This is a genomic window from Pseudomonas sp. CG7, assembly GCF_023701885.1.
Lineage (GTDB): Bacteria > Pseudomonadota > Gammaproteobacteria > Pseudomonadales > Pseudomonadaceae > Aquipseudomonas > Aquipseudomonas zanjanensis.
Map to the genome: position 1 here is coordinate 135,389 of NZ_JABAEE010000003.1, position 24,019 is coordinate 159,407.

Sequence of the window (24,019 nt, forward strand, 5' to 3'; positions counted from 1 at the left end):
GCGCGGGAGAAAAAAGATGAATCGACTACTGGGCAAAATTGCGATCGTCACCGGTGCCGCTTCCGGGATTGGTTTGGGCGCGGCCAAACGACTTGCACAGGAAGGCGCCAAAGTCGTGCTGGCTGACATCAATGGCGATGCCGCACAACGTGAAGCCCAACTGCTGCGAACTGCCGGGCTGGAAGCGGTTTCGGTGGTATTGGATTTGGGGGACGAATCGTCGATTCGCGCCATGATTGAATTCACGATCAAGACCTTTGGTGGTCTGGATGTGTTGTTCAACAACGCTGCAGCAACGCATCTTTCGCGGTTCAAGGATTCTGTTGTCGAACTGATGGACACCCAGGTGTGGGACGACACGATGCGAATCAATCTGCGCGGATGCATGCTGGCCAGCCGAATGGCAATCGAGCCCATGCGCCAGCGCGGCGGCGGTTCGATCATCAACACCAGTTCCGGCTCGGCTCAGGCCGGCGCACTGGGTTATAGCGCCTACGCCGTATCCAAAGCCGCAATCGAGGCGCTGACCCGTTACGTCGCGACCCAGCATGGCAAGGAGGGAATTCGCTGCAATGCGATCTCACCCGGACTGATCGTTACTCCGGCGACCTGCGAGGATTACGCCGGCCCGGCGGGTCAGATGATGCTCGAACATCATTTGACCCCACGCCTGGGCACGGTTGATGACATTGCCAGTGCCGTGTTGTTTCTCGCATCGGATGAAGCCGCGTTCATCACCGGGCAGGTGGTGAGTGTTGACGGTGGGTTATTGGCGCATCAGCCCTATTACGCCGATGAGCGTCGTGCTCGGTCTTCAAGCGGAGACGCCCGAGAATGAGCGGTGTCATGAGTCTGGAACAGCGCTTGGAGCGCGTCGAGGCGCAACTGGCGATTCAGCAATTGCCGGCGCGCTATGCCTTGGGTGTGGACTCGCGTGACCTGGATGTGTTGGTCAATCTGTTTATTGATGACGTTGATTGCGGGCGCTGGGGCAAAGGGCGCGAGGCGCTGAAGGCCTTCTATGGCAGTGAGTCGATCCTGCAAGCCTTCTACCGTTGCGTGCACCAGATTTGCGGCCAGACGATTGACTTCCAGGACGCTGACCATGCAACCGGCACCGTTTATTGTCGCGCCGAGCATGAAGACGGCGAGCACTGGGTGGTTATGGCTATCTGCTATTTCGATAGTTACGTGCGGCGTGAGGGGAAATGGTTTTTCGAGCGCCGTGACGAACGCCACTGGTATTCGACAGATTGGCTGCAGCGACCGGGGGTACCGACATGGCAACACTGGCCGGGAAAATACACGGAGCCGCGGTATCAGCCACAATTGCCAGATAGCTTCCCGCACTGGGAAAGCTTCTGGTCCCGCAGTTCGACTCAGCTACGCCAGCGTCTGACGCGACAACCGTAAATCTACTCAGGAGGGTTTCATGTCCAGCCTAATTGAGCCGCTGTTCGAGCCTTTGCAAGTTGGCTCATTGCGCTTGAAAAACCGTGTTGTTATGGCACCCATGACACGCAACTTTTGCCCTGACGGCGTGCCAGGCGAGAACGTGGCAGCGTATTACCGACGTCGAGCCGAAGGTGAAACCGGTTTGATTATCACTGAAGGCGTCGGTGTAGATCACCCTGGCGCGCTGGGAGAGGCGGGTATCGGTGAAAGCGATCTGCCTCATCTCTATGGTGAGGCCGCGTTGGCTGGATGGCGGCAGGTGGTCGAGCAGGTCCAGGTAGCGGGCGGGAAGATTTTCCCACAGCTCTGGCATCAAGGCGTCATGCGTCTTCAAGGCACCGGCCCGAATCCGAACGTACCCTCCTGCCGCCCTTCCGGAGTCTGGGGGCCTGCAGGAGGGCTGACTTCATCGCCCGACGACTATGTCACGGCGCAACAAGTGCCTACGGCGCCCATGAGTGAATCAGACATTGCGGATGTGATTGATGGGTACGCGCGCAGCGCAGGCCATGCAAAAGCGTTGGGATTCGATGGCATTGCCATTCACGGTGCCCATGGCTATCTGATTGATACATTTCTTTGGGACGTGACTAACCGGCGCAGTGATCGCTGGGGAGGAGATCGAGGGGGCCGAAGCCGTTTCGCCGTAGAGGTCGTGAAGGCCATACGCGCCGCCATTGGGCCTCAGATGCCAATCCTGTTCCGTTTTTCGCAGTGGAAACAGCAGGATTTCAAGGCGCGCCTGGCCATGACACCCGTTGAACTGCGGGAAATCCTGTTGCCGATTGCCGAGGCCGGTGTCGATGTATTCGACGCCAGCGTGCGTTACTTCGATCGGGCGGAGTTTCCCGAGGTCGGTGGCGTTGACGGGGAGCTGAATCTGGCGGGTTGGGCAAAAAAACTCACCGGTCGTATGGCGATGACCGTCGGCGGGGTGGGCTTGAACAATGGTATGTACGACAGCCGCAAACAGGGTGGTGCGCAGGCGGCCAACAACCTTGAGTTGTTGATGAAGCGCTTTGGACGCGGTGAGTTCGATCTGGTGGGGGTCGGACGATCGCTGCTCCAGGACCCCAACTGGGCAAGCAAGGCACGTCTTGGGCATGCTTTCGAGCCATTTGCCAACGAGTCGTTGAACATTCTGACTTGAGTTTACGTGACGGGCGTTTCGCTACTGCGGCGGCGTGCTCCCACTTTCCGAATGATCCGATCCAATGCAACGAGTGAAATAATGACTGCGAAAGAAAACCTGGAGGGGTTGGCCCGTCCTACGCACGAAGAAGCAGAGGCGGCAGTACGCACCTAGCTCCGTTGGGCGGGAGATGATCCTGACCGTGAGGGGTTGCTCGATACTCCGCGGCGGGTGGTCAAATCCTACGGTGAGTTTTTTGCGGGTTACAAGGACGATCCGCGGGAGATCCTGTCCCGTACTTTCGAAGAGGTGGAAGGTTACGACGAGATGATCGTACTCACCGACATCCGTTTCGAAAGCCATTGTGAGCACCATATGGTGCCGATTATCGGCAAGGTTCACGTCGCCTATCTTCCGGACAGGCGGGTGGTGGGTATTTCCAAGCTTGCCCGGCTGGTCGAGGTCTATGCCAAGCGATTACAGATTCAAGAAAAGATGACCGTGCAAATCGCCGATACGCTCAGCGACGTATTGCAGCCTCTGGGCGTTGCCGTGGTCATCGAGGCCTCGCACCAATGCATGACGACGCGTGGCGTACATAAGGCTGGCGTGTCGATGATCACTAGCCGGATGGTCGGAGCGTTCCGAGATAATGGCGAAACCCGCCGTGAACTGCTGTCGATTGTCGGGCTGGCCGCGCACCCGCGGTTCGCCAATAGCTAAGCCGGAGTGTGCGATGTCAATTTTCCCCTTGAGTGGCAAAGCATTCCTGGTGACCGGTGGTGCCAAGCGCATAGGCGCGGCCATCGTCAAAGCCCTGCATGGGGCGGGAGCCTCGAGCATTTTGCACTACCGTGACAGCGCTCAGGAGGCTACTGATTTGGCGCTGAGCCTGTGCTGGAATCGTCCCGACTCGATCAAGCTGATACGCGCTGACTTGCTTGATAGTGCCGCGCTGGCGACGTTGGTTGAGTCAGCTGCCCAAGCCTTCGGGCGCCTGGATGGCCTGGTCAACAATGCTTCAAGCTTTTACCCGACGCCTTTGGGCCAGATCGATGCAAATGCGTGGGATGACTTGGTCGGAAGTAATCTCAAGGCGCCTCTGTTTCTCTCCCAGGCCGCCTGGCCACATCTGAAGGAAAGCGGGGGCGCGATTGTCAATATTGTCGACATCAACGCCGAGCGGCCGCTGGCAGGGTTCTCTACCTATTGCGCAGCCAAGGCTGGCCTGCTTTGTCTGACGCGCGCGTTGGCCACCGAAATGGGGCCGCAGGTACGGGTCAACGGCGTTTCGCCGGGGGCCATCGAGTGGCCATCGGACAACTTGTTCGACGCACAGGTAAAGGCGCACATGATTGAGGCTACGCCGCTTAAGCGCATCGGCGATCCAACCGATATCGCGCGCACGGTGCTGTTCCTGTTAGCCGACGCACCCTACATCACTGGACAAATACTGGCGGTAGACGGAGGAAGGTCGGCCCATCTCTGACACCGTAGTGTAGGTGCAAACCTGATTGTTCAACGCCGTTGAAAGGTGTTTTGAGGAACGTGCGGATTATCGTGGGAAAGAGGCGCACTACTATGGGCCCAGCCATTGCCCACTTGATGTTGTTCTGGCGGGTTTCCACGTATCCCAGAAAGGGACGAGATAATGAGTACTGCCGCTCCTGCCTCGAATCAGCTACGCATGCGCGAGCTCAACGTTTCCAACCACCTTCTCGATGATCGAGCGGCACTGGATGCCGCTTGGGAGCGCGATGGCTATCTATTCTTTCGTGACGTGCTGGACCAGGGAGCGGTCGCTCGCCTTCGCGGCGTCTACATGAGCGAGCTGGATCGATTGGGGGTGGTCAATAAGGACGATCCGCAGGCGCTATACAATGGCAAGAGCCTGGATAATTTCCCGTTTCGAATGGAGCCTTTGGTCGAGCGGGATAGCTGGCGCCCGGTTGTTTCAGAACCGCGGATCTCTGAGTTTTTCCAACGCTTGTTGGATGACCAGCCGTTCTGGATTCCGACGGTAGAGTACCGGGCGACACCGCCTACTCAGGAGCGTAACCCCAGTCGAATGGATTACCTGCATCAGGACGGTTTTTACAACGTGGGTATTCCTTTCAGGATCTGCTGGATTCCCTTGTCGGTGATTGACGATGCGGTGGGTGGGTTGGCGCTTGCGGAGGGCCTGCACACCGGCCCGTACTTGCACGACGTGAGCAAGCCACCCTTGTTTCCCATTCCCAATGATGCCGTGCCTGATGGTGCTTGGTGTCGGGCTACCTACCGTCCAGGTGATGTGTTGCTGATGCACATCAACACACCGCACAGCGGCCTTGCCAACTATTCGGATCGGTTCCGTCTGTCGATGGACATTCGCTTGATGGGCGCTTCGGGTCATACCCCGATCATTGGCACATTGACCGCGTTATCTTCCTCCTCGGTAAGTGTCATCGGTGATGACGGCCGCACAGGGAAGTTTACTGTCGATGCCGACACCTATTGCCGTGGCATCGATGGCAAGAAAGTGCCGCTGGAGGAAATCCCTCAACGGATGAAAGCAGGGGACCGCGTCATTGTCGCCTTCGTTGGTGAGCGGTCCACTCTGATCCGTCCACCGCACTGAGGATTGGCCGATGCCTACACCTACCATTTTCAACCAGCGCCTGGCTGGCAAGGTTGCCCTGGTGACCGGAGCGGGCTCGCAAGGGACTGGCTTCGGAACGGGAAAGGCCATTGCGTACCTGTTCGCTCGGGAGGGCGCCAAGGTGTGCCTGGTCGACCAACACGTCGAACGCGCCGAAGAAACCCTCGCCATGATTCAAGAAGCGGGTTGTGAAGCCTTTATCAGTGCGGGGGACGTGACGCGCGACGAGGATTGTTTGCGATTTGTCAGTCAGACCGTGGAGCGCTACGGCGCTTTACATATCCTGGTCAACAACGTTGGGATGGCTACCGGTGCGCAAGGCTTCGAACAGCATCCCATCGAACTATGGCACCGGGTAATGGATGTCAATCTGAAAAGTGTTTTTCTGATGTGCCGCCATGCACTCCCACAGTTGACGGCTTATCCCGGTTCGGCTGTGGTGAATATTGCCTCGACTGCCGGTTTGCAAGGCAACGGTTCGGTGGCCTACGGGCCATCGAAGGCGGCGATGGTCCAGCTCACCCGTGAACTGGCGGTGATGTATGGACGTCAGGGGTTACGTGCCAATACGGTTGCCCCCGGGCATATCTTTACGCCGCTGGTGGACGGCTTTGTCAACGAAGACATGCGCCTCAGACGCCAAAAAATCGCCCCCTTGAACATCGAAGGCGATGCTTGGGATGTTGCCGCTGCCACCCTGTTTCTGGCCAGTGACGAAGCACGCTTTATCACCGGCACCTGTTTGCCAGTGGATGGCGGGGTGACTGAAGTTGCGCCGTTGACGGCATATGCGATGGTTCAGGCCTGAGTTCAGCAGCGGACTTGCAATCAAGCCGCACGACCTACGGAGATCGTACTCATGAATGACAATTGGCAAGCCGGACACGAACTGATGGTCAAGATGATGGGGCCTGAGTTCGCCAAGGCCAGCGAGGCCAATGCCGAGTCCGGGGCCTTTGCGGCTGATGTTGCGCGTATGGCTATCGAACATGCTGTTGGTGGCGTTTGGGCCCGTCCGGGTTTGGCGTTGAAATACCGTAGGGCGGTTGTGATAGGTGCATTGATCGCCCAGCACCAACCCGATGAGCTGAAAAATCACCTGCGTTTCGGGTTGAACAACGGCCTGACGGTATTGGAGATCCAAGAGATCATTATCCAGACATTGCCCTACGTTGGCTTCCCGGCAGTTTCCAGCGCACTGGGTGCCACGATCGAAGTACTGCGCGAGCGCGGGCTGGATGATCAGGTACTCAAAGCGAATGAGACCGGCCTGTTGTAAACGATACTCGCCAGGCACCGGTAAAGGGTGTCTGGTTGAACGCACGTCTCATCACATTTGCCCGGTGGTTTGTTGCGCGAACGCCTCATCAACGGTTTCATGCAGGGTACGTAGCAACCTTGCCAGATCGGCTCGGTCCTCGGGCTTGAGACTTTGAATCGCGGCGAACTCGGGACCGTAATCCCGATTGACTAGAATGTGTTCCTGCAATTGATGCCCCTTTTGACTCAAGGTCACGAGACTGACCCGACGGTCCTGTTCACAGGCAATGCGTGTCACGAGCGCCTGCGCTTCCAGACTGTCGAGTAGACCGGTGATGCCTCCTTTACTGACTCCCAGTCGTCGCTGCAGCTTCGAGGGTGTCGAGGTGTGGTGCGCAGAGACGGTAAGCGCATCCAGCAACAGCAGTTCACCTCCCAGCAGTCCATTCCTGCTGGCGACTTCCTTGAGATTGCGCTCCAGGTATCGCCCAAGGTGCAGCATGCGATGCGTGATCGAGTAGGCCTGCGCATCCTGCCCTGGCCATTCATCGGCCCACTGTAGCGCATCCCGCTCAATCTCATTGGCAAGCATGGATACGTTCCGTTTGCCATCGACGGACGATTCAACCTCGTGACTCGGATGCAGCGCCAGCAGATACCGTTGTAGTGCATCCAACGCCTCTGGCTTGGCTTGGTAGATACGACGCTGACCCTCTCGCCGCTCACGAACCATGCCGGCTTCGCGCAGCACTTTCAGGTGCTGGGAAATAGATGACTGGCTGATGCCGAGCGTCTGAGTCAGTTCACCGACGGAGCAGGGCGCGTCGAGCAACCGTTCGTAAAGCGATCGGCGACTGCTGTCGTTGAGGGCGGCGAGAATGAGCGGGAATGACATGCAAAGCATCCATGGCGAGACTGGGCGTCGATCACGGTGATTTTTATTACGCTCGCGCCTTGATTGCAAGAAATTGCCGCCGTGAGAGCCTGGTGTTTTCGATAATTGATTCAAAAGTAAATTTGTTTTTCGAGCGCTGTGACCTAGGCTTGAAACCTACTCGCGTTTGCTGGGTATAAGAGGTTCGTTTTAGGCGTATTTAATCGAATTTTTTGCTTGTAAAATTGGCTGATTTACGATTAAAAGGAGGTGAGTCATCGCCGTTTAATATTAGATAAATCTAATATATTTAGCGTTTGATGTTCTCGGCTGACAGAAAATCCTGAAAAAAATAATAAACATGGGATGGAACAATCGATGAAGAAGCAGCGTGTTATCAAATCAGCAATCGGGAGGGGGAGACCGCGACTGAAGCTGTTCACGGGGGTTAGCCTGGTGTTGACTTGCTGCCAGGCCCAGGCGTTCAGTTTCGACATGGGGGACTCTGATTTCACTGCTCGGTGGGACAACACGTTGCGCTACAACGTGGGCATGCGAGCGCAGAAGCAAGATGGCTTGGTCAATCGTGCTGGCGGGGGATCTTACGATCAAAGCAATGCACAGTTCGACAGGCGGGATTTAGTCACCAACCGCCTCGATTTGCTCAGTGAGTTCGACTTGCGCTATCAGCAGAACTACGGGATGCGGATTAGTGCCGCCGCCTGGTACGACGCTGCCTACAGCGGCAACGCCGCTCGTACCCCCGCGACCAATTACTCTGACTATCACTACAGTTCGACGGTCAAGCGCTTTTATCGTGGACCGTCCGGTGAAATCCTTGACGCTTATGTCTTTGGTACCTTTGATGTGATCGGGCGCCAGGCCGACGTGCGACTCGGACAGCATTCAGTGATTTGGCGGGAAGGCCTGTTTGGAAACACCAACGCCATTTCGTATGCCCAGTCGCCCAACGATTCGCGTAAAGCCACAGCCAATCCGGGGGCGTCAGCCAAGGAAACCGCATTACCTGTCAGCCAGCTCTCCACTATTTTGCTGGCCAGCGATGAAGTCAGCGTGGCCGCGCAATACACGTTTGACTGGAAACCAAACCGTATCCCTGAGGGCGGAACCTATTTCGCCGGTGCCGACAATATTCTGGAAGGACCTGATATCTGGGGTTACACCGGCACCGGCGCTCCCATCTACCGTGGCAAGGATATCGAAGGTCATAGCGGCGACTACGGGCTACTCCTGCGTTGGCGCCCTGATTGGTTCGACGGCACTCTTGGTGTGGTGTATCGCAACTTCGACGAAAAGTCGGCCTGGGTGTCGCAAGCCGATTCACTGGGTGTGCGCCATGCGGTCTATGCCGAAGACGTGGACCTGTATGGGCTGACGCTGAGTACGGTGTTGGGAGGTGTCTCAATAGGCGCAGAGCTGTCTTATCGGGAAAACATGCCACTGAACTCATCCGGCACGGTGACCCGTGGTAGTCGGCTTGAAGGTGCCAAGGGCTCAACGGTACATGGCCTGGTCAACGGGGTCATGACGTTTGGCGACAATCTGCTCTCCGATTCTGCGTCGCTCTCCGGTGAGTTGAACTGGAGCCACCTGGATAAGGTGACCTCCAACCCGCAGGCATATCGGGCCAAAAGCTACAACGCCGGATGTGCGGCGGGCGGCAAGATGCTCGGTTGCTCAGATGACGATTTCTTCGGCGCGTCCCTGGCGTTCACGCCGGTTTGGGTTCAAGTATTCCCCAGTATCGATCTGAGTACGCCGATGTTCATCTCGCGAAATCTCAGCGGGAACGCGCCGACTAATGGCGGCGGCAGCGAAGGTTTCACGACCTACAAGGTTGGTGTTTCCGCTGATGCCTATGCGCGTCATAAATTCGACCTCGCCTACACCTGGTACACGCAGAAGACTGACTCCGATCGCGGCTTGATTCTCGGCGCTCCCTACAAGGACAAAGCCGTTCTTTCTCTGACCTATCAGACTACTTACTGAGCCTGGCTACGGGAGTCTCACATGAAATCTTGTACGTTGTTGTTGGCATTTTTGGGCAGCGCGATGGCGTTACCTGCTGTCCAGGCGGGAGTCTCGGCTGAGGAAAGCGCTAAGCTTGGGCAGTCGCTGACCGTGTTCGGCGCCGAAAAAGCCGGAAACGCCGACGGCTCCATTCCTGCCTATACCGGTGGCTTGCCTGTGACCACAAATCCATCCGGTTTCAAAAGAGACAGCGGAAAATGGATCAGTCCCTTTGCACAGGAGAAACCGCTGTATTCGATCACGGGTAAAAACCTGGCGCAGCACGTGGACAAACTCTCAGAGGCATCCAAGGCGCTGCTTGAGCGCTACCCCAGCTACCGCATTGACGTTTACCCGACTCACCGTACCACCCGTTACCCGCAGTACATTCTCGACAAAACCCTGAAAAACGCGACTCAAGCCAGCCTGGCGAAAGAGGGACTGGCAGTGAAGGGGGCAATCGGCGGTATACCGTTTCCCATTCCAAAGAGTGGGTACGAGGTGATGTGGAATCACATGGCGCGGTACAGCGGAGTGGCCGCTGAGTATCACATGCGAAACTTTTATGTGGACAACACCGGAAAGTTGGTCAACTCCGGAGAGATTCGACTCTCGTCGAGCTATCCCTTCCACAATCCTGAAGCCACTGCCGAAACGATCAAAAAAGACGACGCTTATATTTTCCGCCAAGCCTACAACTTTACCGGGCCTGCACGCAGTGTCGGCGATGCGACCACTTACTTCGACGCCATTGATATGGAGGCCATGCCGCGACGGGCCTATACCTATTCGGCCAGCACACGTCGGGTTCGATTGGGTCCGGACATCGCCTATGACACACCGATTGCGTCACAAGGTGGAGTCACCACGTATGACGATGCCAACCTCTACAGCAATAAGATGGACCGGTTCGATTTCAAATTGGTGGGCAAGCGCGAAATGCTCATCCCCTACAGCATCTATGACTTGTCGTTTCAAGTGAAGTCGGACAAATCGCTGACCCAAAATCATGTCAATCCTGATGTTGTACGGTGGGAGTTGCACCGCGTTTGGGTGGTCGAGGCGACGCTCAAGCCAGGTTTTCGGCACCTGTACAGCAAGCGGCGCTTTTACCTGGATGAGGACTGGAGCGGCGCGGGCATGAGTGATGAGTACGATGGTGCCGGCAAGCTGTACAAGGGCTTGTTTCAGGGCATGACTCAGCTCTATGACAAGGAGATCCCTCTGGCGCAGACCTACTGGGCCTACGACCTTTCCAGCGGCGTTTATTCGTTTTCGCAGCACATGGCGGATTTGGAGCTGGGCTGGCGGGTGGGGGACAAACCACAACCCAACCGCGTGTTCACGCCTGAAGCGCTGCAGAACCGAAGCGGTCGATAGGCCGACGATTCAACGCCCATCACGGTCGCACTCGCGGCCGGGATCGCTGGAGAGTGTTTTCATGAGCCGTTCATGTTTTTTACGTTACGTGGCTGTTTGGGCCGCGGTGCTTGGCTGTGGCTGTGTGAGCGCTGCCTCGCAATCGTTTACTGACCCGCTTGATCAGGTTGCCGCGTCAACGAGTAAGGCCGCGATGGCACCTTTGATGGCGGTCGCTCGCTTGCCCAACGGACGTTTGGTTGCGGCAGGGCGCCGAGGCATCATTGTTTACACCGATGAAAGTCAGGCGTGGCAACAGGCCCAGGTTCCGGCAGCGGTGGACCTGGTTGCGCTCAGTTTTATCGATGACGATCAGGGTTGGGCGGTAGGGCACGGTGGCATTGTTCTCAACACCGCCGATGGTGGCAGAAGCTGGCGCAAGCAGATTGACGGGCGGCAGATTGTCGACCTGCTGATTGATCACTACCAGGCCCTGGCACAGAGCGGTGACGAGAAAGCGCAGGCGTCGTTGCTCGATGCTCAAGGCCTGAAAGAGAGCGGGCCCGGTTGGCCTTTGCTGGATGTGTGGTTTGCCGATGCGCGCCAAGGGTATGTCGTGGGTGCCTATAACCTGGCGTTGCGCACCGATGATGGTGGGCAGCATTGGACAGTGATCAGTGACCAGCTCGACAATCCTCTAGGCATGCACCTGACATCGATTCATGCAGTGGACGGCGAGTTGTTCATTACCGGTGAGCAAGGGTTGTTGCTGCGGCGCCAGGGTGATCGCTTCGTCGCCGTCAGCACGCCGTACACCGGAACCTTTTTTGGCCTGCTGGCCCGGCCTGGTCTTCTTCTCGCCTACGGACTGCGTGGCAACGCGTTCATCAGCCACGATTCGGGCGACAGTTGGCAGACGGTCCAGACAGGAACTCAGAGTACGTTGACCGCGGGCGCGGTTCTCAACGACAGGAGCCTGGTGCTGGCGAGTTTGAGCGGGGAAGTGCTGCTGAGTCGAGACGACGGGATGAATTTCAAACCTATTCGCACGGACCAACCGATGCCGTTTTATGGCGTTAGCCGCGATACCGATCAGGGGCTTGTGCTGGTGGGCGCGCGGGGCGTCCAGCGCCAGGCATTGAACGTGGAAATCTCCAGGGAGCGTCTCGATGCAGCTGCAATCTGACACGCACGTACCCAGCAGCGAGGGTGATCTGGGACATTTTGATGCTCGCTCAGGGAATCTGGTTGAGCGCCTGATCTTCAATCACCGGGGCTGGATCGTATTCGCCTGCCTGCTGGTGACTATTGGCCTTGGGTATTTGGCAACCGGTTTGAAGGTCAATGCCAGTTTTGAAAAACTGCTGCCGGTCGGGCATCCCTATATCCAGAACTATCTGGCCAACAAGGACGAACTTAAAGGCCTGGGCAACAGTTTGCGCGTTGTGGTTGAAAACACCGAAGGCGACATATACGACCCGCAATATCTGGAAGCCTTGCGGCAGGTCAATGACAGTTTATTTTTGATTCCCGGGATCAATCGACCGTCGGTGAAATCGATCTGGATGCCGGTGGTGCGCTGGATCGAGGTGACTGAAGAAGGATTTCGCGGCGGGCCCGTGATGCCGGATACCTATTCAGGCGATCAGGCATCGATTGACCGTTTGCGCGAGAACATAGGCCGGGCAGGTCTGGTTGGGGATCTGGTCGCCAGCGATTTTCGTTCGAGCATGATCGTTGCGCCATTGCTCGATCGTTATGCCGACACCGGCCAACCGATTGACTATGGCGCTCTGGGCAAGCAACTGGAGGAGCAGGTTCGTAGCAAAGCTGCTACCGCGCTACCGGACCACCCTGACAAAATTCGAGTTCATGTGGTGGGCTTTGGCAAGTTGGTAGGTGATTTGATCGAAGGCCTCTACCAGGTCATGGCGTACTTCGCCGTTGCGGCGGTCATTGTTGCTGCAATCATCTTCAGTTACACCCGCTGCGTAATCAGTACCGTTCTCGTGCTGGGGTGTTCTCTGGCGGCGGTGGTTTGGCAACTGGGACTGATCAGCTTGCTTGGTTTTGAACTTGACCCGTCCTCGATTCTCGTGCCGTTTCTTGTGTTTGCCATCGGCGTGTCCCACGGCGCCCAAAAGATGAATGGCATCACTCAGGATATCGGTCGCGGTGTCCATCGTTACATTGCGGCACGCTTCACTTTTCGCCGATTGTTTCTGGCTGGGATGACTGCTCTGTTAGCCGATGTCGTGGGCTTCGCCGTGTTGATGGTTATCGACATCCCGGTCATCCGCGAACTGGCGCTCACCGCCAGTCTGGGGGTGGGTGTGTTGCTGTTCACTAACCTGATCCTGCTGCCGATTCTGCTGTCGTTTACCGGCGTCAGTGCCAAGGCTGCGCGGCGCAGTGTTTCGCCAGGTCAGCCGCGGACAAAAGGTGTGGTTTGCGCATGGTCGGTACTGGAACGCTTCACTGATACCCGCTGGGCAGTTGCAGCCATCATTGTTGCTTTGGTATTGGCCGTGTCGGGTTTTTGGGTCAGCCTGCACTTGCAGGTGGGGGACCTGGACGACGGAGCCCCGGAGTTGCGCGCTGATTCCCGGTACACCCGCGACAACGCTTACATCACTCAGTATTACGGCCAGTCCAGCGACCAGTTCGCGGTCATGGTCAAGACCCCGCCCAATGGCTGTGAAAAGCGCGAAACCATCGTCGAGATCGACCGCCTGGATTGGACGCTGCGTCAGGTCCCAGGTGTCCAGGGTACTGTGTCGTTGGCCGACGGCGTGGCCCGCCTGACTTCGGCACTGTTCGAAGCTTCGCCCAAATGGATCACCATCAGTCCGAACCAGGCGCTGGTCAACACCGCGGTACTGCGCGCTCAGGATGCCAATCCTGCGTTGGCCAACGCAGACTGCTCTATCGTGCCGGTGATTGCGTACCTTTCGGATCACAAGGCAGCAACCCTCGATCGGGTACTCAAGACAACCGAGCTTTTTGCCGCTGAGCATAATGGGGAACTGCGTCAGTTCCTGCCTGTTGCCGGTTCGGCGGGCGTTGCTGCGGTGACCAACATTGTCGTTCGTGAGGCTAACCGCACCATGTTGGTTTATGTGTACCTCGCGGTCAGCGTGTTGTGTTGGATAACCTTCCGAAGTTGGCGTGCAGTGCTTATCGCGGTGCTGCCATTGATGCTCACCTCGATTCTCTGCGAAGCGTTGATGGTCGTACTCGGCATTGGCGTCAAGGTGGCTACCTTGCCGGTCATAGCGCTGGGTGTAGGGATTGGCGTGGACTACGCGTTGTACTTGCTCAGTATCCAACTGAACTTGATGCGCCGAGGTGTGCCATTGCGCGAGGCGTACAGTCAGGCGTTGAATTTCACTGGCAAAGTCGTAGCGCTGGTAGGGCTGACACTGGCGGCCGGCGTCATGACCTGGGCGTTTTCACCGATCAAGTTTCAGGCTGACATGGGCATCCTGCTGACGTTCATGTTTCTCTGGAACATGGTGGGAGCGCTCATCCTGATTCCCGCTCTTTCCCGATTTCTACTGCCGAGGCAGCCTTGATGAAACCCGAGTCGCTGCCCACCGGGCATGTTTTCCCCAAGCCAGCTGTGGCTTGGTACATCGTCGTTGTGCTGTTCATTCTGTATTGGTTGTCGCTTTTGGATCGCTTGCTGATTTCGTTACTGGTGGCCCCGATTCGCCGGGATCTGGGTATCAGCGATTTTGAGCTTTCATTGTTGCAAGGTTTCGCATTCGGTCTGTTCTACGCAGTCTGCGGTTTGCCGTTGGGCTGGCTGGTGGACAGGTTTAGCAGACGCTGGGTGATTTTTGCCGGCGTTACAGTCTGGACCGTCGCCACGGCGTTTTGCGGGGTTGCGCAGAATTATTGGCAACTGTTCCTCGCGCGTATTGGGGTCGGAGCGGGGGAGGCTGCATTAAGCCCTGCAGCCTATTCGTTACTGGCTGACAGTTTCGAACCCCATCGCTTGACCACTGCCATGACGGTCTACTCGATGGGATCTCTGTTCGGTACGGGTATGGCTTACCTACTCGGCGGACTCATCGTGGGGTTGGTGGCCGAGCATGAGAGTGTGTTGCTGCCCATACTGGGCGAGGTCCGCTCCTGGCAACTGGTGTTCCTCGTCATCGGCTTGCCGGGAATACTTATTGGCCTACTGGTGTTCACGTTCAAGGAGCCGCCACGTCAGGTGCAACTGTCCCACATCGCGGTTCAGGCACACGGTGAAGGGGCGATGCGTGAAGTGTTTGTCCATATGCGGGAGCATCTGCGATTTTTCCTCTGCCATCACGCCGGCTTTACCATTGCCTGCATGGCCGTGACCGGACTCGCCCTCTGGGCGCCAACCTACCTGAGTCGCAGCTTCGCCTGGAAACCCGCGGAGATCGGGCTCTGGTTGGGCATGGTCGGTACTGCCAGCGGGATCATTGGCGCGTTGTTGTCCGGGCAATGGATGGATCGTTGCTACGCACGTGGACAACACGATGCGCACATGCGCTGGTACGCCATCAGTTGCATGATCAGTTGCCCTATCGTAGTGGTGGGGGTGCTGTGGAATAATCCTTGGGTGTTCCTGGCGGCGTTTGCCATGGCGCAAATACTTGTCAGCCCAATGATGGGGATAGCGGCGGCAGCGTTGCAGAGTGCTTCGCCTGCGCAGCTTCGAGGCCGGCTGTCATCGATTTATTTGTTCGTCATGATCCTGCTGGGCATTGGTTTAGGCCCGACGCTGGTGGCGGCGTTTACTGATTTCATTTTCCATGATGACGCCAAGTTGGGTTACTCCCTTGCATTGTTGTTTGCCGTTGCTTGCCCGATAGCCAGCATTATCCTGCTGACGGGCATGCCCTCGATGCGTCGGGCTGTTGATAGCCTGAGGTGATACTTGATCACCTCATCATTACTGTGGATCAGAGGAATGTCGGTCGCTTAAGGTCCGACAGAGGTGTTCTTCGCGGTGGAGTGACTATTTCACCGTCAGCGGGATAGTGCTCAAGCAGGAAGTCCACGAAGGCATGTACTTTTCGTGAATCTCGACGGCCTTGCGGGTAGAGAATCTCAAGGGCAGGTGCCCGTGATGTCCATTTCTCCAAGACCTGTTGTAAGTAACCGGCACGCAACAGATCGTTCAAGTGAAACGCCATCCCCTGAACGATGCCCAGACCGTTCAATGCAGCTTCGATACGGGTGTTGCCCTGAGTGATCGAAAGTCCTCCACTGACTTGTATGTTTGTCTGTGAACCATCGTGCTCGAAGCTCCAGGGCAGCAGCCTTCCTGTTCGCGCAACCAGGTAGTTGATGCACTCATGCTGGGGCAGATCGTCCGGAGTCAACGGGATGCCTCGATCCTTCAGATACTGAGGTGACGCGACAGTCAGCAGCGCCGAATATCCCAGTGGTCGAGCAATCATTCCCGAGTCACGCAATGGGCCGAGTCGAATCATCACGTCGTATTGAATTTCGACGGATTCGTTGATTTGTTCGGAGTCGGAAAAGTCCAATTGGATATCGGGATACCGGCGGCGAAATTCTGGAAGCAATGGCATGATCAGGTACTGGGCAATGGTACTCGGGACGTCCAGATGCAGGCGCCCACTTGGCTGCCCCCCCGTGCCCGCAAGTAGCGACTCCATGGCCGTGATTTCGTCATGAATCTGCTGGCAGTGCGCGTGGTACAGCAAACCCTCGTCAGTCAAGCTGAACCGTCGAGTTGTGCGGTTCAGCAAGCGCACCCCGAGTTCCGCCTCAAGGTTACTCAGATGTGTGGAAACCATCGAAGGAGACAGACTCAGAGCGGCTGCTGCAGCGCTTAAACTTCCCCGTTCGATAACGGCTAAAAACACTTCCATGCTGCGCAATTTATCCATACGGCTACCCGGCAATTCGTCAATGTCATTGAAAGATTATTCAATTTACTCGGGGCTATCCAGAAGCGGAGCTTGCCTGCTTACGCACGTACTGGCGCGCAACCCTGAGCATCGCTTTTATCCAACGCGCAGTGGCTTTTCGCGTGTTGGCGTGTAATAGGCTTTTTTGTACGACGATCCTCTTGCTCCCGTTCAGCACCATGACTATAGTGAACGCCATTCTTATATGTGAACAGCGTTCGGGCTGGTTGGGCTGAAAGAATCAGGAAGCGAGCTGGTTGGGGTTCTGAGTCCTCCCGTACAGGGACGAATTCGTACAGCGACAATAGCAATAGGAAAATAATAATGATTGCCAGGCTCTCTATCGAAGATTTCGACGATCCGGACTTCAATCCGTTCATGGAGGACGCTCTGGTCTTCGGCGACCATATTGATCCTTACGCGAAGCTGGCCCAGATGCGTCAGCAGGCGCCCGTTCACAAAGTTGAATACCGGCAGATGATGGGGCTTTATCCCGATATCACCATGCCCGCCGATGCACAGCATTATTGTGTGTTCGGCTATGACGAAGTCGCTCAGGTGTTGGGTGACCCGGCCACCTTTAGTAACCACGCCTACGAATACAATATCGGCATTAGTTTCGGCCACAGCATCTCGACGATGGATGCCCCGGAGCATCCACGCGTCCGTCGAATCTTTCAGAAAGCCTTCTTGCCCCAAACCGTCGCGGCGTGGGGTGAAACCCTGGTCGATCCAGTGTTGCACGAGTTGATGAGCAAGTTTGTGGGCCGAGGCGAAGCGGATCTGGTGCAGGAATTCACACTGCACTATCCCTTTCACATCATCTATCGCCAGTTGGCGCTGCCGCCTGAAGACGTGAGCGTTTTCCATAAGCTGGCGATTGCACAAACGGTCGTCGCCGTCGATATCGAACACGGCACCGAAGCGTCTCGTAAACTCGGCGAGTATTTCAGCCTGCTGGTCGCAGAGCGTCGAGCTCATCCTGGGGACGATCTCATCAGCTCACTGGCCCTGGCCGAGGTTGATGGCGAGCGGTTGCCGGAGAACATTCTGATCTCCTTCTTGCGCCAATTGGTCAATGCCGCAGGTGATACCACTTATCGTGCTACCAGTGTGCTGCTCACCGGACTTTTGAATAACCCCGAGCAACTTGAAGCGATTCGCCAGGATCGCTCTTTGATTCCCCAAGCTATCGAGGAAGCTCTGCGCTGGGATGGCCCGGTATTGATGCAAAGTCGATTCGCCCGTCAAGCCGTGTCGTTGGGCGGGGTCGACATTCCAGCTGGTTCGTTTATCGATGTAGTCGCGGGGTCCGCCAACCGGGACGAGCGCAAATTTCCCGATCCGAACACCTTTGACATCTTTCGCAAGCCTCAGCATCGGCATTTTTCTTTCGCGTTTGGCCCCCATGTGTGCATCGGTCAGCACTTGGCCAGGGTCGAGATGACCCGGGCACTTTCGGCGATTCTTGATGGCATGCCAAATCTGCGTCTTGACCCCGACAAACCGGCTCCGCAGATACGGGGAACGATGATGCGCGTGCCTCACTCGATCCACGTGAAGTTCGGCTGACCGCTATAAGAGGTGACGATGATGAATCAGGTGATGATCCCACAGGCACAGGCGATTGTGCAGAAGGCGCTGGACTTTGCTACGGGGGAAGGCGGGGAAAGTGGCGTTCAGGTCGCAGCGTACCTCGACGGGAAACTGGTGATTGACGCCTGGAGCGGGATCGTCGATCCCGCGGACCCGCGCCCGGTTAACGGCGACACGTTATTCAATGTCTACTCGGTGACCAAAGCAGTAGCCGCCACTGCGTTGCATATCCTTGCAGATCGGTGGCAAATCGAATATGAGGCGCCCGTGAGCCGTTACTGGCCCGAATATGCGGCAAACGGTAAAGAGCGCACGACAGTGCGAGATGTACTCACCCATCGTGCAGGCATTCCGCAAATGCCTGCGGACATGACGCCTGAGCGAATGTGCGACTGGGCCTGGATGACCCAGGCCATTGCTGATCTGCACCCTCTCGCCGAGCCAGGAACCAAAACGCTGTACATGTCGATGACATTTGGATGGGTCGTCGGTGAACTGGTGCGTCGTGCAGATATCAAGCATCGTTCACTGGGTCAGTTCGTGCGTGAGGAAATCTCAGAGCCATTGGGCATCAGTGACCTTTGGATCGGGCTTCCCGACGCGGCGGTGCCACGAGTGGCCAAACAGGTCAACGCAATGGTTCCTGTGCCTGCCGAATATCTCCCGCCCTTGTTTACGGCGTCCATGCCGGACGCGGTGGCATTGGTTCCACCAGTATTCGAGCGGACTGATGTCCGCCGCGCGGAAATCGCCGGGGTAGGGGGGATTTTCAGCGCGCGATCTGAGGCGAGGTTCTGGGCATTCCTGGCCAACGGCGGCGAGCTGGACGGTGTACGCCTGCTGTCCAAAGAACTGGTTGCGACCTTCAATACACCTCGGGCCAACAGCGATGAACCGGACTCGGTGATGTTCGGATTCCCGATACCGATTACCGTGGGTGGTTTCTGGTTTGGTGGTGATTACCCGCCCGTAACCTGCGTTCAGAACCCTCGCGCCATCTGCCACCCCGGACAGGGTAATTCAATCGGTTGGGCTGATCCCGATTTGAATCTGGCAGTCGCTATTTGCCACAACAAATTGTTCAACCCATCAACGCCAGAACAGGACCCGTTGTTGCCTATCGCTCTGGCAGTGCGTCAGGCGCTGGGGGTGTAACGCCAGCTATTGCATCAGGCGCAAATCCCTTGCGCGAGAGCGGTTTTTCATCTGAGATAGCCAGGGGCAACATCGGTTATGAGTATCGATATCAAACATCTCCAAAGCTGGATAGGCCGTCAAGAAACGGTGGCAGACGAACTGACATTAACGCCGATGACGGCGCTTGCAGCGACGCTGGACCATGGCGATGGAGTTTTCCACTCGGGAGATCTGCTGCCAGAGTTATGGCATTGGCTTTATTTCCTGCCTGTAGCGCGGCAATCGAACATCGGCGAAGACGGACATCCGCGGCGAGGTGGCTTTCTGCCGCCGATTGAATTGCCCAGTCGTATGTGGGCGGGTGGACGATTGGAATTTATCCGCAATCCTCAAGCGGGCGATAGAGTCGAACGGATCACTACCATTGTGGATGTCAGCCACAAGAGCGGGCGCAGTGGCGAGTTGGTGTTTGTCACGCTGCAGCATGAAATTTGCGATGACAACGGGCTATTGATTCGCGAGGAGCAAGATCTGGGCTATCGCGATAATTTGAAGCCTGGGAGCCCATTGCCACCGGTGCCGTCCGGCCTGACACCTTTATGGACGCGAACCATCAATCCTGATCCCGTTCTCCTGTTCCGATACTCTGCGTTGACACTCAATGGGCATCGGATTCATTACGACCGGCCCTACGCTCAGGACGTCGAGGGTTACCCTGGGCTGGTGGTTCATGGCCCGCTTATCGCTACGTTGCTGGTCGATCTGTTTCATCATCACATGCCTGGCGACCGGATCAAGCATTTCAGTTTCCGGGCTTTGCGTGCGTTATACGACACGGCACCGTTTCGACTCTGCGGCGTTCCTGCAGAAGATGGCCGGGAAGTGCGTTTATGGGCCGAAGGGTCTGATGGCGGCGTATGCATGGAGGCCACAATCAAGTTGGTCTGAAGAAGAGGCCGTGCTGGACTTTCATTCATCTGTTTCAGGAAAAGAATTATGCGTTCCTATCTGTTTGTTCCTGGTAATCGTTCGGAGCGCTTTGCCAAGGCACTGGCGGCGGGTGCCGATGTGGTGATTATCGATCTTGAAGACGCCGTAGCGCAAACAGACAAGTCATCGGCTCGCGAACATGTAGCAGAGGCGGTGAACGCGGGCGCCCAAGTGTGTGTCCGGATTAACGCTTACGGTACACCTTGGTTCGAGCAGGATCTCGCACTGCTGGCCTCAATCAACGTCCTGAGCGTGATGCTGCCTAAAGCGGAATCGGTCGAACCCTTGCACGCATTGCGGGCCGTGACTCAGGTACCAGTGATTGCTTTGGTGGAGACGGCGCTGGGCGTTCATCAGGCATTGGAAGTTGCCCGCGGGCCAGGCGTGGAGCGGATTGCGTTCGGCTCGGTAGATTATCAGTTAGACATCAGCAGTGATGGCAGTGATGAGGCGCTCCTGTACGCACGCTCGCAGATTGTCGTGGCATCGCGAGTGGCGGGTATCGAAGGTCCGATAGATGGTGTCAGTGTGGCACTTGATGATGAGCAGGCACTCAGCCGGGAATCCTGCCGGAGCAGGGCGTTGGGGTTTGCTGGAAAGTTGTGTATTCATCCGCGTCAGGTGGCGGTGGTCAACCGGTGTTTCAGTCCGTCGGAGCGGGAGCTAGCCTGGGCTCATGAAGTGGTTCAGGCTTTTGAACAATCGGGTAACGGCGCGGTTTCAGTGCGTGGAGAGATGGTTGACCTGCCGGTTCTGCTCAAGGCAAAAAAAATCATCGCCCTGCTCAGCACTGTTTGAGTCGGGGGGAGTAACCCGATTGAGCTAAATCCCAATCGGATTATTCAATCAGTCAACTATGGCCCAACAGCCCAGACGCTTCGGTTGCTACGCGCACTAGCAGCTCACGCAACTCAGTAAGCTTGTGTTGCATGCGTTCTGCAGGTGCTGCAATAACCAGCGCGGCGGCTACCGTACCATCGGTGTGATAGACCGGAACGGCAATTCCAGCCGCTCCCTCGGTCAGCTCGCTGATGCTGATGGAAACACCGCTTTCACGAATTTCCTTGAGCTGTTTTTTCAGCGTGCCACGATCGGTTACGGTGCGCCAGGTCATGGCCTTGAGTTTGGCAGTCTTGAGGTAAACCTCCTGATTACGATCATCCTGGAAGGCAAGCAACAAGCGACCCGGTGCGGTGCAATGCAATGGCCGTGGAGCTCCTAGCGGCGAGACATAGCGAACCGGATTCTGAGAATCGATACCGTCTATGTGCGTCACCATTTGCGATTCCATGTCGATGACCGACAGGTACACACTTTCACCTGATTTGGCGGCCAGTTCTTCAAGGTACGGGCGCATCAGTTTGGGGAAGTTGCGAGTCGCGAGAATATCGCCCGCAAGACGGTAGATGAACGGGCCAAGGCGATAACGATTGCCACCGTGGCTCAAATAACCCTCGGCGACCAGCGGGCGTAGCAACGTCAGAAGACTGCTCTTGGGCGACTCGAGCATGTTGCTCAATTCGGCTAGGGACAGACCGTCGACGGACTTGGCCAGCGTTTCAAACAAACCCAGGATGCGCGTAACAGAACGCGGGCCTATGGATGGTTGGGGTTCAGCAGTATCCACATCGGGTTTCCTTTTCAAATTTTTCAAGCAATGCCTTAAGGTGGATGAGTCATCGCCCACTCTACGGTCTGGCTGCGTTCGTGCGTGCATCATATCAAATGCCGTTTATCAGCCTTCAAAAACTGAATCGGCTAAGTAATATGGGGATTTGTGGGTAGTTTATTCGATTTCTCACACCTCCATATAGTGCGATTTGTTCAATCTGGAAGGTTTTTTTTGGTTTTTCTGAACGCATAACTGAACAGAGCTCAGTTGGATTTTGCTAATGCGCGCTCCAGAATTGAGGGTTTGAGTGCCAAAACGGGCGTCGACCAACGAGGTTGTCGATATGACGGATAGGCTTGGGGGCCGACGGTTCAGTCAATACTGCCAGGAGTGTGCGAGGTCGATTTTTTCCAGAAGATGAGTGCTGAAGCATTTGTTTGGTCGAACGTGTGATCAGAGGCGGGCGCCCCGCAGCAGAGGCGCGGTTGAAGAAGAGGGCTATTTGTGGAAGGTACGATGGATGATGTCGAACTCGTCTGATAAAGAGCCAGGAATGTTAAAGCTGCGTGTGTCGGCAATTTGCTCGAAGTTGGCCGCTACTTCTTCGACGCTGGCAGGTTCAAGGCGCGGTCCGATCCAACCATCGGCTACGCCAATGAAGGCACGAGCGTAACGGCCTACCGAAGCAGAGTAAATCGCGTGAGTGCTTTGGCAGTTTTCGCTGGCAAGGTAAACGACCAACGGCGTGACGAACGTCGGCTCATAAGCATGACCCAACTGTTCGCCGAAGGCAGCGTACTGGGCCCCAAACGCTTCGAGTTGTTTGGGGTCCATGGCGGCTCCCATCCGACTATTGGCGGTTGGTAACAATGCGTTGCACAGCACCCCATGCTCTTTGCCCTCAAGCGAAAGTATGTTCATCAAACCAATCAACCCAGCCTTCGCGGTGCCATAGGCGGTTTGCTGGGCATTACCAAAAACGCCAGCGGCCGACGAGGCAAAAACCACTCTGCCGTAGCCCTGTTTTTTCATGATTTTATACGCTGGCTGCGTAACGTAAATTGCGCCCTTGAGGTGAACGTCGATAATCGAGTCGAGATCTTCGTCATTCAGGTCTTCAAACAAGGCATTGCGCAAATGACCAGCGTTATTGATGACGATATCGACTTTTCCAAAGGCATCCAGTGCAGCCTGGACAATGGCCTCGCCGCCCGCACGGGTGGCAACGGAGTCGTAGTTGGCCACTGCCTTGCCACCGGCTGAGCGGATTTCTTCAACCACTTGATCGGCCATTCTGTGGGAGCCACCTTTACCGTCAAAGCTGCCACCCAAGTCGTTGATAACCAGCGATGCGCCGCGCGCGGCGAGCTCCAAAGCGTAAGTCCGGCCAAGGCCGCCTCCAGAACCTGTGACAATAGCGACGCGCCCTTCGAAATCGACCTTGCTCATAAACCGACCCTCTACAGTGGTTGTTATTGGAGTTGCAGGCTTATTATTGAACGATGTTCGTATATATGTCTATGGTGATGTCTGAGCTTGGGGAGAACACTCGTTTCGCGCTCGGCGTGGCGTGTTGATGCCGGTATTGGCCCCTGACCCACCCAGCGTCGTAGAAAGTGGACGGCTATGAAGCGCAACTGGCCCGTAGTCCCGGCGTTCATGGTGGGTGGCAAGTGTCGAGCATTCAGGTCTGAGACGCCGGCAGACGAATGATCAGTCCGTCCAGTTCAGGGGTCATGTTGATTTGGCACGTGAGCCGGCTTCGGTCATCGACATTCATGGCGCAACTAAGCATGTCAACTTCGTAAGAGGCAGCAGCGGGCATGTGCTCGGCCCAGTCAGGCTCGACATACCCATGGCACGTTGCGCAGCTGCAACTTCCGCCACAGTCACCGAGAATTCCAGATATCTGGTTGTTTATGGCAACTTGCATGACCGATTGGCCGACTTCGGCTTGCACGGTTTGTTCGCTGCCGTCGTGCTGAATAAACGTAAGTGTTGGCATCTTTAT

21 protein-coding genes and 1 pseudogene are annotated in these 24,019 nt (G+C 56.4%); 17 read left to right on the top strand and 5 right to left on the bottom strand.

What is annotated here, in order from left to right; translation table 11 throughout:
• Positions 1-16 precede the first annotated feature (16 nt).
• The 8 genes and pseudogenes from HGO40_RS02555 to HGO40_RS02590 all read left to right on the top strand — a co-directional run bounded on the left by HGO40_RS02555 (position 17) and on the right by HGO40_RS02590 (position 6,507).
• On the top strand, positions 17-838 hold the full coding sequence (locus HGO40_RS02555; protein ID WP_250961752.1) for an SDR family NAD(P)-dependent oxidoreductase: 822 nt from the start codon (positions 17-19) through the stop codon (positions 836-838).
• Between the two features lie 8 nt (positions 839-846).
• Positions 847-1,413 (top strand): nuclear transport factor 2 family protein, encoded by a 567-nt coding sequence (locus HGO40_RS02560; protein ID WP_250961753.1) that lies wholly within the window; start codon positions 847-849, stop codon positions 1,411-1,413.
• Between the two features lie 19 nt (positions 1,414-1,432).
• Complete coding sequence (locus HGO40_RS02565) at positions 1,433-2,605, top strand: NADH:flavin oxidoreductase (protein ID WP_250961754.1); 1,173 nt, start codon at positions 1,433-1,435, stop codon at positions 2,603-2,605.
• 156 nt (positions 2,606-2,761) lie between these two features.
• Positions 2,762-3,310 (top strand): annotated as a pseudogene (gene folE, locus HGO40_RS02570) (GTP cyclohydrolase I FolE); the annotation flags it as partial.
• Between the two features lie 13 nt (positions 3,311-3,323).
• Positions 3,324-4,076: a pteridine reductase gene (locus tag HGO40_RS02575; protein ID WP_250961756.1), complete on the top strand. Its 753-nt coding sequence runs from the start codon at positions 3,324-3,326 to the stop codon at positions 4,074-4,076.
• A gap of 162 nt (positions 4,077-4,238) precedes the next feature.
• Positions 4,239-5,207 carry a phytanoyl-CoA dioxygenase family protein gene (locus tag HGO40_RS02580; protein WP_250961757.1) on the top strand — a complete coding sequence of 323 codons (969 nt, stop codon included), beginning with the start codon at positions 4,239-4,241 and terminating at the stop codon, positions 5,205-5,207.
• 10 nt (positions 5,208-5,217) lie between these two features.
• On the top strand, positions 5,218-6,036 hold the full coding sequence (locus HGO40_RS02585; protein ID WP_250961758.1) for an SDR family NAD(P)-dependent oxidoreductase: 819 nt from the start codon (positions 5,218-5,220) through the stop codon (positions 6,034-6,036).
• Between the two features lie 51 nt (positions 6,037-6,087).
• Positions 6,088-6,507: a carboxymuconolactone decarboxylase family protein gene (locus tag HGO40_RS02590; protein ID WP_250961759.1), complete on the top strand. Its 420-nt coding sequence runs from the start codon at positions 6,088-6,090 to the stop codon at positions 6,505-6,507.
• A gap of 51 nt (positions 6,508-6,558) precedes the next feature.
• Here HGO40_RS02590 and HGO40_RS02595 read toward each other — a convergent pair whose 3' ends face one another.
• Complete coding sequence (locus tag HGO40_RS02595; RefSeq protein ID WP_250961760.1) at positions 6,559-7,383, bottom strand: metalloregulator ArsR/SmtB family transcription factor; 825 nt, start codon at positions 7,381-7,383, stop codon at positions 6,559-6,561.
• A 357-nt stretch (positions 7,384-7,740) separates the two neighbouring features.
• Between HGO40_RS02595 and HGO40_RS02600 the strand changes: the two genes are divergently transcribed.
• The 5 genes from HGO40_RS02600 to HGO40_RS02620 all read left to right on the top strand — a co-directional run bounded on the left by HGO40_RS02600 (position 7,741) and on the right by HGO40_RS02620 (position 15,667).
• Positions 7,741-9,372 (top strand): DUF1302 domain-containing protein, encoded by a 1,632-nt coding sequence (locus HGO40_RS02600; RefSeq protein ID WP_250961761.1) that lies wholly within the window; start codon positions 7,741-7,743, stop codon positions 9,370-9,372.
• A gap of 21 nt (positions 9,373-9,393) precedes the next feature.
• The gene (locus HGO40_RS02605; protein WP_250961762.1) at positions 9,394-10,773 is read left to right on the top strand and encodes a DUF1329 domain-containing protein; all 1,380 of its coding nucleotides are present in this window, start codon (positions 9,394-9,396) and stop codon (positions 10,771-10,773) included.
• A 61-nt stretch (positions 10,774-10,834) separates the two neighbouring features.
• On the top strand, positions 10,835-11,938 hold the full coding sequence (locus HGO40_RS02610) for a YCF48-related protein (protein ID WP_250961763.1): 1,104 nt from the start codon (positions 10,835-10,837) through the stop codon (positions 11,936-11,938).
• Positions 11,922-14,327, top strand: coding sequence for an efflux RND transporter permease subunit (locus HGO40_RS02615; RefSeq protein ID WP_250961764.1), 2,406 nt, complete (start codon positions 11,922-11,924; stop codon positions 14,325-14,327). The genes HGO40_RS02610 and HGO40_RS02615 overlap by 17 nt, the downstream gene beginning before the upstream one ends.
• On the top strand, positions 14,327-15,667 hold the full coding sequence (locus HGO40_RS02620) for a spinster family MFS transporter (RefSeq protein WP_250961765.1): 1,341 nt from the start codon (positions 14,327-14,329) through the stop codon (positions 15,665-15,667). The genes HGO40_RS02615 and HGO40_RS02620 overlap by 1 nt, the downstream gene beginning before the upstream one ends.
• A gap of 28 nt (positions 15,668-15,695) precedes the next feature.
• Here the strand turns inward: HGO40_RS02620 and HGO40_RS02625 are convergent, their stop codons facing one another.
• Positions 15,696-16,652 (bottom strand): LysR substrate-binding domain-containing protein, encoded by a 957-nt coding sequence (locus tag HGO40_RS02625; RefSeq protein ID WP_250961766.1) that lies wholly within the window; start codon positions 16,650-16,652, stop codon positions 15,696-15,698.
• A gap of 345 nt (positions 16,653-16,997) precedes the next feature.
• On the opposite strand from HGO40_RS02625, the gene HGO40_RS02630 reads away from it, so the two are divergent.
• From HGO40_RS02630 to HGO40_RS02645, 4 genes are all read left to right on the top strand, one after another.
• Entirely contained in the window at positions 16,998-18,245 is a 1,248-nt protein-coding gene (locus tag HGO40_RS02630) for a cytochrome P450 (protein WP_250961767.1), read from the top strand.
• A 21-nt stretch (positions 18,246-18,266) separates the two neighbouring features.
• Entirely contained in the window at positions 18,267-19,424 is a 1,158-nt protein-coding gene (locus tag HGO40_RS02635; protein WP_250961768.1) for a serine hydrolase domain-containing protein, read from the top strand.
• 78 nt (positions 19,425-19,502) lie between these two features.
• Positions 19,503-20,354, top strand: a complete 852-nt coding sequence (locus tag HGO40_RS02640) for an HTD2 family dehydratase (RefSeq protein ID WP_250961769.1) — start codon at positions 19,503-19,505, stop codon at positions 20,352-20,354.
• A 48-nt stretch (positions 20,355-20,402) separates the two neighbouring features.
• Positions 20,403-21,194 (top strand): HpcH/HpaI aldolase/citrate lyase family protein, encoded by a 792-nt coding sequence (locus tag HGO40_RS02645; protein WP_250961770.1) that lies wholly within the window; start codon positions 20,403-20,405, stop codon positions 21,192-21,194.
• Positions 21,195-21,246: 52 nt separating this feature from the next.
• Here HGO40_RS02645 and HGO40_RS02650 read toward each other — a convergent pair whose 3' ends face one another.
• The 3 genes from HGO40_RS02650 to HGO40_RS02660 all read right to left on the bottom strand — a co-directional run bounded on the left by HGO40_RS02650 (position 21,247) and on the right by HGO40_RS02660 (position 24,013).
• Positions 21,247-22,023, bottom strand: a complete 777-nt coding sequence (locus tag HGO40_RS02650; protein ID WP_250961771.1) for an IclR family transcriptional regulator — start codon at positions 22,021-22,023, stop codon at positions 21,247-21,249.
• A gap of 483 nt (positions 22,024-22,506) precedes the next feature.
• On the bottom strand, positions 22,507-23,457 hold the full coding sequence (locus HGO40_RS02655; RefSeq protein ID WP_250961772.1) for an SDR family NAD(P)-dependent oxidoreductase: 951 nt from the start codon (positions 23,455-23,457) through the stop codon (positions 22,507-22,509).
• Between the two features lie 235 nt (positions 23,458-23,692).
• Positions 23,693-24,013, bottom strand: a complete 321-nt coding sequence (locus tag HGO40_RS02660; RefSeq protein WP_250961773.1) for a 2Fe-2S iron-sulfur cluster-binding protein — start codon at positions 24,011-24,013, stop codon at positions 23,693-23,695.
• Between the last annotated feature and the right edge of the window lie 6 nt (positions 24,014-24,019).

Excerpts from the sequence above, each read along its gene's own strand:
- HGO40_RS02585 (WP_250961758.1), top strand. The coding sequence starts at position 5,218 with ATGCCTACACCTACCATTTTCAACCAGCGCCTGGCTGGCAAGGTTGCC.
- HGO40_RS02655 (WP_250961772.1), bottom strand. The coding sequence starts at position 23,457 with ATGAGCAAGGTCGATTTCGAAGGGCGCGTCGCTATTGTCACAGGTTCT.
- HGO40_RS02660 (WP_250961773.1), bottom strand. The coding sequence starts at position 24,013 with ATGCCAACACTTACGTTTATTCAGCACGACGGCAGCGAACAAACCGTG.
- HGO40_RS02605 (WP_250961762.1), top strand. The coding sequence starts at position 9,394 with ATGAAATCTTGTACGTTGTTGTTGGCATTTTTGGGCAGCGCGATGGCG.
- HGO40_RS02620 (WP_250961765.1), top strand. The coding sequence starts at position 14,327 with ATGAAACCCGAGTCGCTGCCCACCGGGCATGTTTTCCCCAAGCCAGCT.
- HGO40_RS02560 (WP_250961753.1), top strand. The coding sequence starts at position 847 with ATGAGTCTGGAACAGCGCTTGGAGCGCGTCGAGGCGCAACTGGCGATT.
- HGO40_RS02600 (WP_250961761.1), top strand. The coding sequence starts at position 7,741 with ATGAAGAAGCAGCGTGTTATCAAATCAGCAATCGGGAGGGGGAGACCG.
- HGO40_RS02565 (WP_250961754.1), top strand. The coding sequence starts at position 1,433 with ATGTCCAGCCTAATTGAGCCGCTGTTCGAGCCTTTGCAAGTTGGCTCA.
- HGO40_RS02625 (WP_250961766.1), bottom strand. The coding sequence starts at position 16,652 with ATGGATAAATTGCGCAGCATGGAAGTGTTTTTAGCCGTTATCGAACGG.
- HGO40_RS02580 (WP_250961757.1), top strand. The coding sequence starts at position 4,239 with ATGAGTACTGCCGCTCCTGCCTCGAATCAGCTACGCATGCGCGAGCTC.
- HGO40_RS02645 (WP_250961770.1), top strand. The coding sequence starts at position 20,403 with ATGCGTTCCTATCTGTTTGTTCCTGGTAATCGTTCGGAGCGCTTTGCC.
- HGO40_RS02610 (WP_250961763.1), top strand. The coding sequence starts at position 10,835 with ATGAGCCGTTCATGTTTTTTACGTTACGTGGCTGTTTGGGCCGCGGTG.
- HGO40_RS02595 (WP_250961760.1), bottom strand. The coding sequence starts at position 7,383 with ATGTCATTCCCGCTCATTCTCGCCGCCCTCAACGACAGCAGTCGCCGA.
- HGO40_RS02615 (WP_250961764.1), top strand. The coding sequence starts at position 11,922 with ATGCAGCTGCAATCTGACACGCACGTACCCAGCAGCGAGGGTGATCTG.
- HGO40_RS02590 (WP_250961759.1), top strand. The coding sequence starts at position 6,088 with ATGAATGACAATTGGCAAGCCGGACACGAACTGATGGTCAAGATGATG.
- HGO40_RS02640 (WP_250961769.1), top strand. The coding sequence starts at position 19,503 with ATGAGTATCGATATCAAACATCTCCAAAGCTGGATAGGCCGTCAAGAA.
- HGO40_RS02575 (WP_250961756.1), top strand. The coding sequence starts at position 3,324 with ATGTCAATTTTCCCCTTGAGTGGCAAAGCATTCCTGGTGACCGGTGGT.
- HGO40_RS02630 (WP_250961767.1), top strand. The coding sequence starts at position 16,998 with ATGATTGCCAGGCTCTCTATCGAAGATTTCGACGATCCGGACTTCAAT.
- HGO40_RS02635 (WP_250961768.1), top strand. The coding sequence starts at position 18,267 with ATGAATCAGGTGATGATCCCACAGGCACAGGCGATTGTGCAGAAGGCG.
- HGO40_RS02555 (WP_250961752.1), top strand. The coding sequence starts at position 17 with ATGAATCGACTACTGGGCAAAATTGCGATCGTCACCGGTGCCGCTTCC.